At 67.2% G+C, this 16,329-nt stretch carries 10 protein-coding genes and 4 pseudogenes; 7 read left to right on the forward strand and 7 right to left on the reverse strand.

Annotated features, from left to right (window positions below; translation table 11 throughout):
- The 5 genes and pseudogenes from ACFWFI_RS29205 to ACFWFI_RS29225 all read left to right on the forward strand — a co-directional run.
- Window positions 1-99 (forward strand): annotated as a pseudogene (locus ACFWFI_RS29205) (J domain-containing protein); the annotation flags it as partial.
- Between the two features lie 224 nt (window positions 100-323).
- Window positions 324-1,442 (forward strand): hypothetical protein, encoded by a 1,119-nt coding sequence (locus ACFWFI_RS29210; protein ID WP_387395785.1) that lies wholly within the window; start codon window positions 324-326, stop codon window positions 1,440-1,442.
- A gap of 317 nt (window positions 1,443-1,759) precedes the next feature.
- Window positions 1,760-1,969, forward strand: a pseudogene (locus tag ACFWFI_RS29215) (hypothetical protein); the annotation flags it as partial.
- Window positions 1,970-2,687: 718 nt separating this feature from the next.
- The gene (locus ACFWFI_RS29220) at window positions 2,688-3,791 is read left to right on the forward strand and encodes a hypothetical protein (protein WP_387395787.1); all 1,104 of its coding nucleotides are present in this window, start codon (window positions 2,688-2,690) and stop codon (window positions 3,789-3,791) included.
- Window positions 3,792-4,091: 300 nt separating this feature from the next.
- On the forward strand, window positions 4,092-5,267 hold the full coding sequence (locus tag ACFWFI_RS29225) for a glutathione-independent formaldehyde dehydrogenase (RefSeq protein ID WP_387395790.1): 1,176 nt from the start codon (window positions 4,092-4,094) through the stop codon (window positions 5,265-5,267).
- A gap of 402 nt (window positions 5,268-5,669) precedes the next feature.
- On the opposite strand, the gene ACFWFI_RS29230 is transcribed toward ACFWFI_RS29225, so the two are convergent.
- From ACFWFI_RS29230 to ACFWFI_RS29250, 5 genes and pseudogenes are all read right to left on the reverse strand, one after another.
- Window positions 5,670-5,840, reverse strand: a complete 171-nt coding sequence (locus tag ACFWFI_RS29230; RefSeq protein WP_387395793.1) for an STAS domain-containing protein — start codon at window positions 5,838-5,840, stop codon at window positions 5,670-5,672.
- Window positions 5,841-6,105: 265 nt separating this feature from the next.
- Window positions 6,106-7,011, reverse strand: coding sequence for a terpene synthase family protein (locus tag ACFWFI_RS29235; RefSeq protein WP_387395795.1), 906 nt, complete (start codon window positions 7,009-7,011; stop codon window positions 6,106-6,108).
- A gap of 750 nt (window positions 7,012-7,761) precedes the next feature.
- A pseudogene (locus ACFWFI_RS29240) lies at window positions 7,762-9,135 on the reverse strand (IS1380 family transposase); the annotation flags it as partial.
- 275 nt (window positions 9,136-9,410) lie between these two features.
- Window positions 9,411-10,058 (reverse strand): HAD family hydrolase, encoded by a 648-nt coding sequence (locus ACFWFI_RS29245; protein WP_387395798.1) that lies wholly within the window; start codon window positions 10,056-10,058, stop codon window positions 9,411-9,413.
- 875 nt (window positions 10,059-10,933) lie between these two features.
- Complete coding sequence (locus ACFWFI_RS29250) at window positions 10,934-11,293, reverse strand: hypothetical protein (protein WP_387395799.1); 360 nt, start codon at window positions 11,291-11,293, stop codon at window positions 10,934-10,936.
- A gap of 393 nt (window positions 11,294-11,686) precedes the next feature.
- Here ACFWFI_RS29250 and ACFWFI_RS29255 point away from each other — a divergent pair, with 393 nt between their 5' ends.
- Entirely contained in the window at window positions 11,687-12,136 is a 450-nt protein-coding gene (locus tag ACFWFI_RS29255) for a DUF1931 family protein (protein WP_387395801.1), read from the forward strand.
- Between the two features lie 766 nt (window positions 12,137-12,902).
- Here the strand turns inward: ACFWFI_RS29255 and ACFWFI_RS29260 are convergent.
- Both ACFWFI_RS29260 and ACFWFI_RS29265 read right to left on the reverse strand, forming a co-directional pair.
- Complete coding sequence (locus tag ACFWFI_RS29260) at window positions 12,903-14,717, reverse strand: APC family permease (RefSeq protein ID WP_387395804.1); 1,815 nt, start codon at window positions 14,715-14,717, stop codon at window positions 12,903-12,905.
- Window positions 14,718-14,914: 197 nt separating this feature from the next.
- Entirely contained in the window at window positions 14,915-15,451 is a 537-nt protein-coding gene (locus tag ACFWFI_RS29265) for a phosphate-starvation-inducible PsiE family protein (protein ID WP_387395807.1), read from the reverse strand.
- A gap of 576 nt (window positions 15,452-16,027) precedes the next feature.
- On the opposite strand from ACFWFI_RS29265, the pseudogene ACFWFI_RS29270 reads away from it, so the two are divergent.
- Window positions 16,028-16,329 (forward strand): annotated as a pseudogene (locus ACFWFI_RS29270) (hypothetical protein); the annotation flags it as partial.

Genomic DNA, 16,329 nt, shown 5'->3' on the forward strand with positions numbered 1-16,329 from the left:
GGCCGCCGTACCGTCACACTCGCCGGACCCACCGGTCAGCCGCGGCGCTACGAGGTCGACGTCCCGCCGGGCGTCACCGACGGACAGCGCATCCGGCTGCATCGAGCGAACGATGCAGCGGTTCAAGGCCGATGATCAGCCGGCCGGCGTGGTGTGCCGAGACAAAGGCGACCGGCAAGGGAGCGCGGGTACGGGGCCGAACGCCGCCGTGGCGAACACGCCACTCGGTACCCGGGGACAGCGTGTCATCGCAGCGTCGACTTTGCCTGGGGGCATCCTGTGATCAATTGCAATCGCGGGACAGCCGACGAAAAGGGCCGGGCATGCAAGCGTCTTCCCAGAGCGTTACGGTCGTGGCTCTCCTGGCGGATCCGGACGCACCGACCGAGATTGCGATGCGCATGAGCCGGACCCTTCCTGCTCGGCTCGCCGACAAGTCTGGCCAGGGGCGACGGTTCGACGTCGAGGTAGTCAGTGAGCCCTTCACTTCAGGGGCCGAGGACCCGCCCACCTTGATGCGCCGGATCATAGACCGTGGCAGTGCGGAGAATTGGGACATCGTCGTCGCCCTCACCGACCTCCCGCTGCACTCGCACGGCCGCAGGCTCGTCGCGAATATGAGCCACGAACACGGCTTGGCCTTGTTGTCTCTACCTTCGTTGGGGGGCTTCCGGCTGCAGACGAGGGCCCGCCTTGCCGTGGAGGAAGCCGTGCTTGGCTTGGCGGGCCCGCAGCCAACCGACCCTGGGAGGCCTCCACGAAGGCAGATGCTTCCGGAGTCCGTCGACGGCCTCACACCCGTTCATCCGAGCCCGGTCGGCGAGGAGGAGAGCGCTGATCTCCGGTACGCCATCAGCGGGCCGCGCGGCTATCTACGGGTTCTCTTTGGTATGGTCCGCGCCAACCGGCCGTGGCGGTTGGTGCCGGGCCTCTCGAAAGCCCTGGCGGCCGCACTCGCCACGGGAGCCGTCGCCACCGTGAACTCCACCGTCTGGAGCCTGGCCGACTCTCTGAGCGCGCCGCGCCTCGTCATCGCCACGGTCGGTTCTGTCGGGCTCATGATCGGCTGGCTGATCGTGGACGCGCAGCTTTGGCATCACTCGGCACAGGGCTCGCCGCAGGCGAGGCAGAGGGCGAGACTCTACAACGTCTCGACAGTCCTGACCGTGGGTATCGGGGTACTCGTCTGCTACGTGGGCTTGGTGGCCATCAACTTTGCGTGGGCGCTGTTCATCCTCAACGACCAAGTGTTCGCTTCCATGACACGAACCCCGTTGAACGCCACGGACTACTGGACGTTGTCATGGTTCGTGGCTTCGACCGCCACAGTGGGCGGCGCGCTGGGATCAGGCTTGGAGAGCGACGAAGCAATCCGAGCAGCCGCCTACTCCAAGCGCGAACAGGAACGTCGCCACATGCTTCAGGGCGAGCACGATGGCTAGCCATAAGAAGATGCACAGGAGCCGATGGCGATGGAGTACGGCTCATCCCGCCCGTCTCCTTGGCGGCCGCGATGAGACGAACGTGATGGTGCGGTCGATGACCGGGCTGACGGAGCGCAGACCGGCTGTTCAGCAGCCCATCGGCTCCTCGGCACTTGCCGGACCTTCGGCCAGGGTGTCCGCAGCGGCAACCCCCTATCCCAGGAACTGCGGCCGTCATCCAGCTTCCGGACCATGTGGGAGGCCCTCCCGCATGACGGCCGAATCAACACCAGGCCGACGCGACCCGGCATGGCGTTCCAGCTAGGCTCACGCCCGTGACGTGGCCGCGGGCCTTCAGAGAAGCCCTCCGCTCCGGGCTCAAAATCGAGGAGACGCGGCTGGAGCCCCTGCTCGCGCTGCGCACGGCCGTCGGTGTGGCGATCGTCATCGGACCGGCGCTATGGCTCGGCTCCCCTGCGTACGCCGCATCCGCCGCCCTCGGCGCTTACTCCGCGGGCGGGGCCACCTTCCAGCGCACCTGGCGGCGGGGCGACTCGTGACGTTCCCTTCCGCTGCTGGCCCTGTGGATGGTCTACTCCCTCGCCGTCCGCACCCTTGAGCCTCTCGACGCGACCGGTGCAGTGTGGGCGGGCCCGTGAGGTGTAGTTGCCGCTGGGGTCGTGGACCTGGCGGTGATCGAGCATGTCCACGCCGTCGCCAATAAGGCCTGTGTTGTGGCGGAGTCCGCGAACGGCTCCTGCGGCAACGGGGCCGGGGACGTACCGACTTGGCCGCCAAAGCTGGTCAGGCTGGTCATTGGGTTGAATGATCTGGTCGAGAAGCCAGTTCTCGAGGGCCGCCGCCCGCCTGCGGGCTTCCTCGGCCGAGACGGTCAGCCTCACGACAATGACCGCCGGCCAGGAGCCGCCCAGTTAGACCGTCTCGTTTGCATCATGGGATTGATGGACTGGGTGTCGTTGCTTGACGTCCGCGGGTGCGGATCGGTCGCGTCCTTACGGGCGGGACATCCACTCCAGCACGGCCCCGGCCCGCACCACCACAGGTATGCCCGATCGCGACTGCGTGGTGAATGCAGGTTCTGCGCTGAGAGGCGGAAATCCGTGCCTGTCTACCTGCCGGTGGGGCCACCCCGTCAAGGGGCGCCGACGTTGCCTCGGGGGCATCCTGGGATCACCGGCTCATCGCCGGGCGGCCAACAGGAAGGGCCCAGTCGTGAGGGTGTCGTCTCAGGGCGTTACGGTCGTGGCTCTCCTGGCGGATCCGGACGCTCCCACAGAGATCGCCCACCGCGTGGCCCGGACCCTCCCTGATCGGCTCGTTAAGAAGGCGGCTCAGGGGCGACGGTTCGATGTGCAGGTGGTCAGCGAGCCTTTCACCGCGGAGACCGAGGACCTGCCCACTTTGATGCAGCGGATCGCCGACCGCAGAAGTTCGGAGAATTGGGACGTCGTCGTGGCCCTCACCGACCTTCCGCTGCATGCGCACGGGCGCAAACTCGCGGTGAATCTGAGTCACGAAGACGGCTCAGCGCTGCTGTCACTCCCTTCCCTGGGCGGATTGCGGCTGCAGAGGAGGGCCAGGCGAGCCGTGGAAGAAGCCGTGCTCAGTTTGTTGGCGGATCCACAAGCCACTGGAGGCGAGGAGGCTGAGGGGCGTCCGCGAAGTAAGCCCCTGCAAGGGCCCTTTGCCAGCCGTCTCACCTCCATTCACCCGGGCCAGGTCGGTGAGGAGGAAACCGCTGATCGTCGGTACGTCGTCAGCGGACCGCGCGGCTACCTGCGACTACTGGTCGGTATGGTCCGCGCCAACCGGCCGTGGCGGTTGGTACCGGGCCTGTCGAAGGCACTGGCGGCCGCACTCGCCACCGGAGCCATCGCCACCGTGAACTCCACCGTCTGGAGCCTGGCCGCGTCCCTGAGCACGCCACGCCTCGTGATCGCCATGTTCGGGTCCGTCGCGCTCATGATCGGCTGGCTGATCGTGGACGCGAACCTGTGGCATCGGCCAACAGACGCCTCACCGGAGGAGAAAAAGAGGACGGCCCTCTACAACGCCTCAACGGTCCTGACCGTGGGTATCGGGGTGCTCGTCTGCTACGTCGGTTTGCTGGTCATCAACTTGGTATGGGCGCTGTTCATCCTCAACGGACAAGTATTCGCCTCCCTGACACGAACCCCGCTGCATGCCACGGAGTACTGGACGTTGTCCTGGTTCGTCGCTTCGGTCGCCACCGTGGCCGGTGCGCTGGGATCAGGGTTGGAGAGCGACGAGGCGATCCGGGCAGCCGCCTACTCCAAGCGCGAGCAGGAACGCCGCAGCATGCTGAAGGATGACCAGGATGCCTAGCCGGTGACCTGAGCCGGTGTCGCCGCTTGGTGGTTTCCGGGTCCACGGATTCCGCTGAGCGGCTCGGCCTGCGCACAGTCGTTTAGCGAGTTTTCCTACGGGTATGGGCATTTTGTGCCGCGCCCGGGGCGTTTCTGGCGGTCCGGCCGCAGTCCATCGTGCACCCGTACCGGGTGTGCGGCCCGCAGAGGTGTGCCGAAGCCGCAGACTCCGTCGTGCCATCGCGCGAGAGTCGGGCTGCGTGCTCCGCCTCCATCGCAGCCGTGCTGCGGTCATGCCGCGGCGCCGAAAGAAGCGATCATGAAAGCAGCGGTATATGAGAGCCCGCGCACGGTCACGGTGAAGGACGTGCCGGACGCGAAGATCGAGCACCCCTGCGACATCATCGTCAAGATCACCGCCACCAACATCTGCGGTTCGGACCTGCACATGTACGAGGGCCGCACCTCGTTCGAGTCCGGCCGCACTCTGGGCCACGAGAACATGGGCCAGGTCGTCGAGGTCGGTTCGGCCGTAAGCAAGGTCCAGGTCGGCGAGTACGTGGTCCTGCCCTTCAACATCGCCTGCGGCTTCTGCAAGCAGTGCGAGCGGGGTCTGACGAACTACTGCCTGACCATGCAGCCGGAACCGGCCCTCGCCGGAGCCGCCTACGGATTCGCCGAGATGGGCCCCTACCAGGGCGGCCAGGCGGAACTGCTGCGCGTACCCTACGGCGACTTCAACGCGTTGCGCCTGGGTGAGGACGCCGCCGAGCGGCAGACCGACTACGTGATGCTCGCCGACATCTTCCCCACCGGCTACCACGCCACCGAGATGGCCCACGTCAAACCGGGTGACCAGACGATCGTGTTCGGAGCCGGTCCGGTCGGGCTGATGGCGGCCTACTCCGCCCTCCTCAAGGGCGCCGGCCGCGTCTGGGTGGCCGACCACCAGCCCGACCGGCTGATCAAGGCGCAGGAGATCGGGGCCATCCCGATCAACACCGCCGAGCAGGAGCCGGCAGAAGTCGTCAAGGAAGCCACCCTCGGCCTGGGCGCCGACAACGGCTGCGAATGCGTCGGCTACCAGGCACACGACCCCGCGGGACACGAGGACGCCAGCCTCACGCTCAACGGCCTGATCGACTCGGTCAGGTTCACGGGCGACCTCGGCGTGGTGGGCGTATTCCTGCCCGAGGACCCCGGCGGTGCCGAGGCCCAGGGGAAGCTGGAGGCGCAGGGCAAGGTCCCGATCGACTTCGGCATGATGTGGTTCAAGGGCCAGCACATGGGCACCGGGCAGGCACCGGTGAAGAGGTACAACCGGGCGCTGCGCGACCTGATCGCCGGCGGCAAGGCGAAGCCGAGCTTCGTCGTCTCCCACGAACTGGGCCTGGACGAGGCGCCCACCGCCTACGAGCACTTCGACGCCCGCGATGAGGGCTGGACCAAGGTGGTCCTGCATCCCAACGGACACGGCAACGGCCACAAGCAGTAAAGGCTCCCGAGGCCGCCATACCGCCCGTGTTCCCCGGACCGGACCGGCCGAGGTGCGACTGCCTGGGCCGCTCGTTTCGAACCAGCAGCGCCCCTCGGTCTCCACCCCGGCGGGACGAACGGTAGACGCCCCCCTCGGCCAGCTTGAGGACGCGTACTCGACAGACGAGGTCTACACGCGCTGCTCCTGAAATCACGGCTCCGCCGGTGATACCACCCGTCTCACCCATGGTGCGCGTCACGACGCCGCGGTCACCGGACAGCAGGGCCGAAGTTTGAATGCAGGTCACGCAAAAACCCCTCAGCCCAGACGGCAGGTGGAGCCGTCCGGCCTGAGGTCAGCATGCCGGCTGAATCAGGTCGTCGAGCCTGGCGTCGGCGCCAAGCACCGCTCTCGACGTTCTCAGCCTAGGCAGGTGCCGACACCTCCAGAACGGTGTCCATCCCCCGTCACTTTCAGCATCCGCTGCAGCTTGGGCGGTGCACAGGCCAGCACCAGCACGGCACCAGAATCCACCGCCTGCTGCGAGGCCCCCAGCAGCACGCTCAGCCCGGACGAATCGCAGAACAACACTGCAGGTTCAGCACCACACGCCGCTGGCCCCGGACGATTGCGCCCCGGAGATGGTCACGGAAGAACGGGGCGGTCCCGTGGCCCATATCTCCACCGACCTGCACGACCAGATGCGTTTGCGACGCACTCGCCTGAACTGAGGGGGCCCCGGGCCATCCCGTTCTCCCAGCCGTCCCATCGGAAGAGGCAACCCATCGTGGCGATGAGCCTACCGACTCCCCTTACACCCTCATACCGTTCACAAAGGCGGATAGGGGGAAACAGTTCAGTCCTGCAACAGCGTCCACCACCACGTGATGCTGCGAATCGGCAGAGGCTGGTCCGCTTCGCGTTCCTCGAGGGGTGAGGCGGCGCTGCCGGTGGGAAGGTCGGCGGGGTTGTCCGGGTTGACGTAGCGATGGGTGGTGAGGGACCAGTCGTAGTCAGCGCGGATCCATGAGTCGCAGTCCGTGATCCACCGGCGGAGCTCAGGGTCGGCGTCGCACAGGATCTGGTCGCGGAGGCGGAGATAGAGAGCCATAGCACGGGTATGCATCACGGCGGTCTCGCTCACGGCATCGTCGAGTGAACAGTTCCGCTCGTAGGCGATCAGGTCGACGAGGTTTCCGTAGCCGTCCGCGCTTCGTTGGCGCTCCTTGTGGTAGGAAACGAGGTCGTTGGACCAGCCGATGATCGACGCGAAGACCTCGACGAATGCCCGCACGTCATGGCGCTCGTAGTCGGCTGCGGGTAGGTCGTAGCCGTGGACGATCTCGCTGAGCGTCGAGAAGATCTTGACGCCGGAGGAGTCGAGCCGCACCGCCACGTGGTCGGAGAGGCTGGGAATCCGCCCCTGGGCACTGTTGGCGGCCATCCAGACTTGGCCCTGGAGGTAGGCACGGAAACTGGCGGCCCAGCGGGCGGCCTGCACAGGCGTGGTCAGCTCACCGAGCCGCAGGCACAACTCGCGTAACGCGGCACCATAGCTGTCGTCGACGGGAGCCGCCCAGGGGATGTCGACGACACGGTGGAGCCTGGTGATGACGAGCAAAGTGGCGTCCGGCGATGCCGCGACCGGCCCCTCATCACAGAACTCGTCGTCGAACGCGAAAAGCCACATCAGGAAGTCCGACGCCCACTGCAAACCCGCCAGGCGCCCGGCGGGGGCGCCGCGGCCGGTCAACTCCCCCACGCGGATCCGCGTCAGCCGTTCACGTTAAGCCCGGTCGGAATAGAGGCCGAACCGGTCGAGCCAGGCCGCCGAGCGTTCGTCGAGCGCGCGCCAACCGGGATGGATCCCCGAGGGCAGCGGAACCCACAGCTGAGGAATCTTCGGCGCTTGAACTGAAGAGGTCATGTAAAGCCCTTTCCTCGCACTTCGCGACACCTCAACGACTCGGAAGTTAGCAAGATGTACAAGAAACGAGTACAGCCGTTTTCAGTCCATTGACTTGCGAACGGCACCGTCGACGCCCACGCCTTCACCTGCTCGGAGCCAGGCCGCCCGTACGCCCTCAACACCGCCACCCCATCGTGCGGGGAACGACGTGGGTGTCCTCCCCGGCCTGATTGACGCCTGGCTGCTTGTCGCGTCCAGCCTCCATTCCACGTCATCGGCGCCGACACCGTCCTGCACCTCTACCCCACCGTCGAAGACGTGCCCGCCGCATAGCCCCCGGACAGCACTGAGGTAATGGCTCCCGCTGGCCAAGTACTCAGCGCTTCCACCGTCTTGGCCCGGTAACCGGCCGCCTAGCCATTCGTTAGCCTCGATCGTTCATGAGTCCTCGTCGGTTTGCTGACGGGGACTCTGTGCTTGCGAGGTGCGGAATTGCGTGGGCTGGGGCAGGTTGGCGGCCCGGCTGTCGCGTGGGGTGGGCACCAGGGTTTCACGGCTCCGGGATGTTGCTGTGGCCGTCGGGACGGTCGGAGTTGCTGGTCGGCCGGGGTTCGGCAGGGCTGCGAGTCGTTCGATCGCGCAGGTGATTACATCGGTCCAGGGCCATCGGGCGGTGAAGCGGAGCCAGCGGCGGCGGCCGGTGGTGACCAGCTGAGCGGCGGCTGACAACAGCCGCAGGCGAAGCCGTTTGGGCTCCCAGCGGCGGGTTTCTGCGGTCATGGCGAGCATCGGCATCCAGGCGAGGAGGTCGAGTGCAAGGGAGACGGTCTCCAGCCAGATCCGGTTCTGGGCGGTGTCGTGCAGGGGCAGGTCGCGCAGGCCGGTGTCGCGGGCGTTTCGGATGCGGTCCTCGCAGCGTGCCGGCGGCGGTGACGTAGTTCCAGGTCGGCGAGCTGGCTGCTTTGGGTGTTGGTCGCGAAACAGGTGAGCCGTAGTCCGTCGAGGTCGGTGAATCGCAACTGGGCGCCGGGATACGGTCGTTCCTTGCGGACGATCAGTCGCATGCCCTTCGGCCAGGAAGAGAGGCCGGGCATGTCGGTGATCTCTGCGACCCAGGCGCCGGGCCGCTCGGTGCCGCCGGCGTCGTAGGCGGTGTCCATGCCTTCTTCGGGATTTTCAGGACGGCCTGGTGGATGGCGTCAGTGATGGTCATTCCGGCGGAGTACGACAGCCATCGGCCCCGGCGGGAGAGCCAGTCGAGGAAGGCATGGGTGCCGCCGGCGGAGTCGGCGCGGATCAGCGTCTTCCGGTCCCGCCGCAGGTGCTTTGGGAGTTGGGCCAGGGCGAGTCGCGCGGTTTCGATGTGATCGCTCACGGTGTTGGAGCCCGCGTTGCCGGGCCACAGCAGCGCGGCGACCGGCTCTCCGGAACCGGCCTGGCCGTGGTCGACGAACGCGACGAGCGAGTGATGTCCGAAGGCCTTCTTCCAGGTCGCGGTGGCATCCTGCTTCTCGGAGTGCGCAAGGACGAGCACGTCGTCGATGTCCACAGGCACCGAGCCGTCGGCGGCCGAACTTCTCATCCCGGCCAGTTCCCAGACCCGCGAGCGTACTTCGGCCCGAGCCGACCGGATGGCGGTCAGCGCCTTCGGTCCGGCTGCGGCAAGGGCGTCGATGAGCCAGGAGACCCTCGGGTCGGATGCCACCCGGGCCGAACACGTCGGGATCGGCCCGCAGCATGGCGACATCGGCGAGGCAGTCCCCGCCCAGAGCCGCCGCGAGTGCCACATCCAGCAGGACCTTGCCCGGATCGTGCACCACACGCGGCTTGCGCCACGGCGCCAGTGCCGCCGCCATCGCGGTGTCGAGACCACACCTGCGGATCGTCTCGACCAGCAGCACCGCTCCGGCATGAGAGACCGTCCCGCTGCCCGCCCTCGACGTGGACACCCGGGTACAACCCGATACGCGTACTCACCTGGAGAGTGCTACTTTCCTGCGGCTGACTGGACCCTAGACAAGTCCCATCGCCGCAGGTCAGGAGCACTCTCCGCCTATTTGATCAAGGCATGGACGAGCCCACTCGTGAAAGTGCGAGGCTAGCTGGCGCAGTGGCCACTCTCGCCACGGAGGCGCCGCTGTTCCTCGGGACCGAACCGCTGCCGTCCGTCCTCTATTGGGTGTGCATGCTGATGGGCCTCGGTTTTCTGATCGCCGCGGCGGAGTGATCCGTTCCGCCACCGCTCAGCGCCGTCAGGTGGCGGCGCCGTCGCCTCCGCCCGCCCCTTCCGCCACATAGCGCTCCAGCCATGACGGAAACTCCGTCAGGTCCGCGAGCACCACCTCGGCACCGGCGTTGCGCAGCTCCGTGGCATCGCACGGGCCGGTGGCGACCGCGACGGACAGCGCGCCCGCGGTGTGCGCCCCGACGACGTCACCGATGTGGTCGCCGACGTAGACCTGCGCATGGTGCTTGCGCAGTGCCTCGGCCTTACCCTCCGCCCATAGGGAGCCGAAGAGGGCGTCCACGTCGAGGCCGAGGTGTTTCAGGTGCAGCTTGGCGTTGGGCTCGTACTTCGCCGTCACCACGATCGCCCGGCCGCCCGCCGCGTGGATCGCATCGAGGGCCTCGCGGGCGCCGGGCAGGGCGGGCGTCGCCGCGACCGCGTACTCCGGATACAGCTCGCGGAAGAGAGCGGCGGTCTCCGCCACCCGCTCCTCGGGGAACCAGTGGCGGATCTCCTGCTCCAGCGGGGGCCCCAGCCGGCTCGCCGCGAGGTCGGCGTCGATGAAGGTGCCAGTCCTGGCCGACAGCTCCTGATAGGCGGCCTTGATGCCTGGGCGCGAGTCGATCAGTGTCATGTCGAGGTCGAAGCCGACCGTCAGAGAGTGTGCAGCCATGCCTGCCATTGTGCCTGCGGCGGCATCCCCGGTCAGGGAGGCACGACCCCGGCCCCGGCCCCCTCAGCGGGGCACCCGCCGCATCCGCCACAGGCAGCGCCGCCGCGCCGCCGGCGGAGCGCCCGCCGCACCAGCCCCGGCAGCGACCGTTCGGCCGGCTCCGCCCGGTCCGCGTCCGTGCCCTGCGCCGCGTCCCCGTCCGCGCCGTCCTTCTGCAAGGACAGCGGGCGCTCGCTCTTCGGCCGGTCCCATATCTCCGGAATCTCAATGCCGCCGACAAACCCCGGAACGGACTCGCCCCGCCCGAACGGCGCAGAGTCCGCCGCCCCGTCGCGCGGGATATGGCCGATGATGGCGATTCGTTCAACAGGGAACTACTGGTCAGATAGGTAATCGACTGCGCGCTGCGCCTCCGGCCATGACCTGCACGGTCCGCACTTCCCGGGCTGTTCGGCGCCTGGTGGGTGGCTCCGGTGAGGATGGACTCGCGGTCGATGAGGACCTGGATGGTGCGGAAGTTGCGGGCGAAGTAGTCGGCCTCCTTGTAGGACAAGGTGAGGGGGCGTTGCAGGATCGCCGTGTAGTAGCGGGTGCCGGCAGGGTGCTTGTGTCCGAGCCATTGCTGCAGGTCGTTGAGGGGCAACGGCTCGCGGGCGTTGAGAAGTCGGGGGCGATGGTGGCGCGGGCCCGCTGGCTGGTGAGCGCGTCGCGCGAATCGGACTGTGGGACACCCAATGCCCGGCTTCCGGTTCGGCGAGGCACAGTAGGACGGGGAGCGGTTGGCTCCTCCCGAACTGCCGCCGGTGCCCGTGCGACCGCGGGGCGGGTGCATTGGCACAGGGCGGTGTGGGAAGGCAGGCGGGGCGTGAGCTGGCTCAGGAAAGTTCTTCCAGCATTCCGTGCACGTGAGCCACGGCAACCTCTATGTCGGTGTGCTTGTACTGCCCGGCGCGTGACTCCGCGGAGAGGACTCCACAGCGGTGCACTTTCTCGAAGTCGCCATAGGGGAACTTGTACCGGCCTTTCTTCTCATCGTTCTGTTCGTCGTCTTCGCCGAGGTACCACTTCCGGTATTCGGAGAAGCCGTGCTGCTCCAGGTAGAAGTTCTCCTCCTCGGCCGAGGGGCGGTGTTCGCTCCACTCGTCCCGGTCGTCGAGTACCACCTGCCGTTCCTTGACCAGCTTCTTCGCGTGATCAAAGGCTCGTGCGTTCAACTTCACCACCACGAGGTTCACACCTCCCACGCGTTGTTGTGCCACGGGTCAGCGGGGAAGGCTCCCGGAATGACGCTCACCGGGGGGAGGGGATAACGCTCGGGTGTCTGACTGTGTGCCCCTGTATCCGCGGCGGATGATCCGCCGGTCCGAGCGTCCATGGCTCATATGGCGAGGTAACGCTTCGCGTCCTCTTGTTTGCGCCCATTCTACGCCGCCGCAGGCGTCTCTCACGGCCAATGCCGGGAACATTCCGATCGCTTGGGCTGTCAGGTGAAATAAGCGCCACGACTTCGGCCTGGCATGTGCAGGCGTGCCCCGGAGGTATCTGGAATCCTAGAACTGGGCATTGCGCACTGGTGCGCGGACAGTCGCCGGTGTGGGGCGTTACCGAGGGCGAGGAGGCGAAAAACCATGACCGTGATTGGCGTGTCCAGGTTCGAAAGGTTCTTTCGTGCCGCCGCAAGTCTCGACGTGGACAAAAACGATCTGAAGCGGTACAGCGACTTCGTCGACGGCAAGCTCTACGACCTCCTGCTCGTCGCCCAGGCCGCGGCCAAGGCGAACGACCGGGACATCGTCGAACTGTGGGATCTACCGATCACCAAGGGGCTTCAGGAGAGCATTCACCGGTTCCGGCGGCTGGACGAGGAGGTCGAGCTCAAGCCGATCCTCGAGCAGTTGGCCACGCACCCCCTGCTCGACCGGGCACCCAGTGAGGAGACCGAGGCCCGGTACCCGGAGATCATCGGCGGGCTGAGCCTGGCACTCGCCGAAACCTTCAAGATCATGTATCCCGGCGTCAAGAACCCCCAGGCCAAGCACTGGGAGGGCGCGACCGCCATCTTCGACCTGCTCCTGTAGCCGGCCCTGCCCGTATTACGCAGGTCACCCCTTCAGGGGTCAGAACCCCCCGCCCCCGCCCGCCTTGGCGAGCGGCGGAGCGCGGCGCAGGGACGTGTGAGCGCCGTACACCGGGCACGGTCGGGCTTATCGGTCCATGGTCTCGGCCACCGGCGCGGTGTAGCTACGGCCGGATCTCCTCCTAGGTGCCCGCCGTGATCTGCCAGGACGTACGGTGCGGTCCGCGACGCGGGGAGATGTACCCAAAGCCCATCTGCGGGCCGCTGCCCGCAGCGAGCAGAACGAGAAGCTCACGACTTGGAGGAGCAGCTCGACGGGCTGCTGCCGGTCACCGGTTCCTCGATGCGGACCACTGAGTTCGGACGGGTCTGTCAAGGAGCAGACCACGGACCGTAGCGCCCCCTACTATGCGTCGGTTACCGCATGTCCGCTGACCGAGGGGTACTCGTCACGTCGGGGGCGACAACGCGATGCACTCCAACTGGTACACAGACAGCAGCCGGACCGCCGCCAGCCTGATGCATACCAGGCCTTCAAGACCTCGCCGCTCCGGCACTCGCGGAGAGCTGCACCTTCTGCTCACGGGCACCGACCGGCGGCTGTCGCCCACCGCTTACTACAACGGAGCGTGGGGCCCCGCTACAGCCCCGACCTTCAAGTTCGGCGGGGCGACGAGGCGTCATGCGTTGCAATTCGGGGATTCAATGGCCCTTCGTGATGAACTTGATGGTGTGCCACTGGGGGCGCCGTCACGTGAGTGACGGGGTCACAGGTCCAACTGGAGTTTAAGCAGGCATACGACTACGTCGGTGCGGGAACTCAGCAGGCCGGCCATGAGAATGCCCCGTTGGTTCTGGAGAATCCGGTAGCGGCGGTGCAGGGGTTCCACCTGGGGAATGAGTACGGCGACCTGCCTGCCGTTGCGGGCGACCTGCTCGACGTAGCCGATGACTGGATGCACCAGGGAGGGCTGAGGGCTGTCGATGATGTCGAGCCGTGGGCCGGGGTTCCATCGCGCCCAGTCGGCGCGCATGGCGTCTGCTTTCCTCCGGTCGTCGAAGACGGCGACCACGACGACCTCATCGCCCAGTGAGGACGCGGCGTTGAGGGCGGCGGCGGCGACCATGTCGACCCTGCCCAGGGGAACGATGACCAGACTGTGGGTTCGTGTGGGGCGTGGCGGGGTGCCGTCCAATCTGAGTTCGTCGCGAACGCGCGTGTAATAGCGCTCGATCCGGGAGAACAGCTGCATCAGCAGCGGCACGATGAGGACGACGATCCAGGCACCGGCGAGGAACTTGGTGGCGAGCAGGACGATTCCGGCGACGGCGGTCAGCACAGCCCCGACGCCGTTGATCAACGCCCGGGGCAACCAGCCGTCGGGGCGTTGCGTGCTCCAGTGCCGGACAAGGCCGATCTGGCTGATGGTGAAGCCGACGAAGACGCCGATGGCAAAGAGCGGGATCAGGCGCTGGGTGTCGGCACTGACGACGATCAGCATGACGCCGGCCAGCACCGCCAGGGCCACGACGCCCCAGCGGTGGACGGGCCGCTCCGAGCGGAGTGCGAACAGATGAGGGAGACGGTCGTCCTTGGCGAGGACGCTCATCAGGACCGGAAGGCCGCCGAAGCTGGTGTTCGCGGCCATGCCCAGCACGAGAGTGACGATGAGGCTGATGGCGTAGTAGGCCCAGCCCGTCCCGAAGGCGCCGGCCGTCAGCTGGGCCAGCAGCGTCACACCGCCGCGTGGCACCACGTGATGGCGGCGGATCAGCAAGGACAGCCCGATGAGCATGGCGCCCAGCAGCAACCCCAGCATCAGCTCGGTATGTTGCGCCCGCTTGACGCGTGGTTGGCGGAACATCGGAACGGCGTTGGCGATGGCCTCCACCCCGGTCAGTGCCGAGCATCCCGCGGAGAACGCCTTGAGCACCAGGAGCACGCCCAGCGTCTCGACGGCGGGGAGGGACTGGGACGTTCCAACCGTGGCTGCGGGATGGGCCCGAGACAGCCCCACGACGATGACACCGATCACGCTGACGATGAACAGCACTGTGGGCAGCATCAGCACTCGCGCGCTGTCCGCGATGCCGCGCAGATTGACGACGGTGAGGACGAAGAGCGCGATCAGGCATACGGCCAGAAGGTGATCGGAAAGGACGGGAAACGCCGATGCGAGGCTCGCGGCGCCGGCGGCGAGACTGACGGCGACCGTGAGGACGTAGTCGATGATGAGGCTGGCCGCGGCCATCAGACTGACCGGTCTGCCCAGATCCTTCTTCGCCACCGCGTAGGCTCCACCGCCGGCCGGGTGCACGGCGATCACCTGGCGGTAGGCGACGACCAGGACGGCCAGCAACCCGGCGATGACCAGGGTGATCGGCAGCATCGCCGTGAGCGCGCCCGAACTGGCGGCCACCAGCACGACGACGATGGCCTCCGGGCCGTACGCGACCGAGCTGAGGGCGTCCAGTGACAGGGCGGCCAGCCCCTGTATCACGGTCAGGTGGGACTTTCCGCCCTCGCCGTGACGCCGTGGGACCTTGGGGTGAGGTTTCTTGAGCGCAAGCCCGAGCGTCACGTGAAACTCACTCGTTCATTTGGCGGGTGCACCCACCCATGCCGGGCAGTGGCACAACGGCAATGCTCATGATGTCCCATTTCGGTGAGAGGTAACCGCCTGATCCAGCTTCGGAGAGTCTCCGGGGACCTGCACGCCCACCGCGCTGGACGGGTGCGACGTGGAGGACGCAGTGCGGGGAGGCGGAAGGTGACGGATCAGGACCCGCGCACCGGGGTGGGTGACGGCGCCGGCGACGGGGAGCGCTCCGCCTCCTGGAGCGGGAAGTAGTCTCCCGGCCGCGTCGAGCGCCGCCACACGTACGCCGCTGTCGCCATCACGAGGATTAGCCCCGCCAGGATGAGCAGTTCGATCCCCTCGATGTTCCACCGGAAGGACTTCTCCGCCTCGGCCGTCACAATGAGCACCTTGCGGATGCCGGCAATCAGGCCGACAACGAAAAACGGCTCCGCTTCGAGAGTCTGGTTCCTGATGGTGAGGCGGACGGTGTGGAGCAGCTCGGCCACGATGAACAGCACAAGGCCGTTGTCCAGGGCGGAGAGGACGACCGTATCCTCGCGGTACGGCCCATGGATCGACCTGATGATGTCGTGAACAACCCCGACGGTCAGGAGCCCCGCGAGCAGTACGAGGAGCGTCGCGACGACGAGGTGGATGCCGTCCTCGATGAGTTGCAGGAGGCCCTGTACCCGGCCGCCCTCGATCTTCGGAAGAATGGGTCGCACAGCAAGCATGCTAAGGGTGCCCCGGCCCGCAGGCGCGGCGTGCTGTCGAACGGGTGAACGGGTGAACGGGCGGATCCTCCTCACTCGGCCGTCCGGCACTCGGGGAGATTCCAGGCGAGAGCGCCCCGCGGTGCGGGGCCTGGTCAGCCACGTCCGCCTGGTCTTGGGCATGGGGTGCGCCAACCGCGCCCCTGGGCGGCTGTGTACGAGCCTGTCCCGCGCCCTGGCGGGCGTCTCCGCCGGCCACCTTCAACACCCCGCTCCGAGGGGAGCTCCGGGAGGCGTTCAATCGTGAGGCTGCCCTCCCTCGTACTACGGGATCTGTACTCAGCGCGGCATCAGAGAGCAGGTGGATGTGCCAGTACAGGTGCAGTCGGCCTTCGGCCATTGGATCTCGCCGCCGGTCGGCTAGGGCGCGAGGACGGGCGCGGGATCCTCGAGACTGAGACGCACGGGCGAGGCGGCCGACGTCGGACCGTTCGTCTCCGAAGATGGTGGGCCAGAGGTAGGAGACCGGGGCCAGCCGAGGCCGTGTCCCGTGCGCGAGCGCGGGTGTCCCGCCCTGCACACAAAGACGGCTCCAGGGTGGTGATCACTTCGACGACTGTCCCGCTGCGGCTTCCCGAGGGCAGCAGCATCCCAGTCCGGTCCCGTGGCACGTCGGTCTACGTGGGCTTGCTGCAAAGACTGTTGATCGCACCGCGCTATGTACTGCCGGCTCTGGAGCTGTTGCTGTTCGTACGGCTCATCGCGGTCAATCCCACACGGCTGACACGGGCAACACCCAAAGCGGCCAGCTCGCCGACCTGGAACTACGTCACCGCCGCCGGCACGCTGCGAGGACCGCATCCGAAACGCCCGCGACACCGGCCTGCGCGACCTGCCCC

This window comes from Streptomyces sp. NPDC060209 (assembly GCF_042728155.1).
Classification (GTDB): Bacteria; Actinomycetota; Actinomycetes; order Streptomycetales; family Streptomycetaceae; genus Streptomyces.

Excerpts from the sequence above, each read along its gene's own strand:
- ACFWFI_RS29225 (WP_387395790.1), top strand. The coding sequence starts at position 4,092 with ATGAAAGCAGCGGTATATGAGAGCCCGCGCACGGTCACGGTGAAGGAC.
- ACFWFI_RS29210 (WP_387395785.1), top strand. The coding sequence starts at position 324 with ATGCAAGCGTCTTCCCAGAGCGTTACGGTCGTGGCTCTCCTGGCGGAT.
- ACFWFI_RS29265 (WP_387395807.1), bottom strand. The coding sequence starts at position 15,451 with ATGCTTGCTGTGCGACCCATTCTTCCGAAGATCGAGGGCGGCCGGGTA.
- ACFWFI_RS29255 (WP_387395801.1), top strand. The coding sequence starts at position 11,687 with ATGACCGTGATTGGCGTGTCCAGGTTCGAAAGGTTCTTTCGTGCCGCC.
- ACFWFI_RS29245 (WP_387395798.1), bottom strand. The coding sequence starts at position 10,058 with ATGGCTGCACACTCTCTGACGGTCGGCTTCGACCTCGACATGACACTG.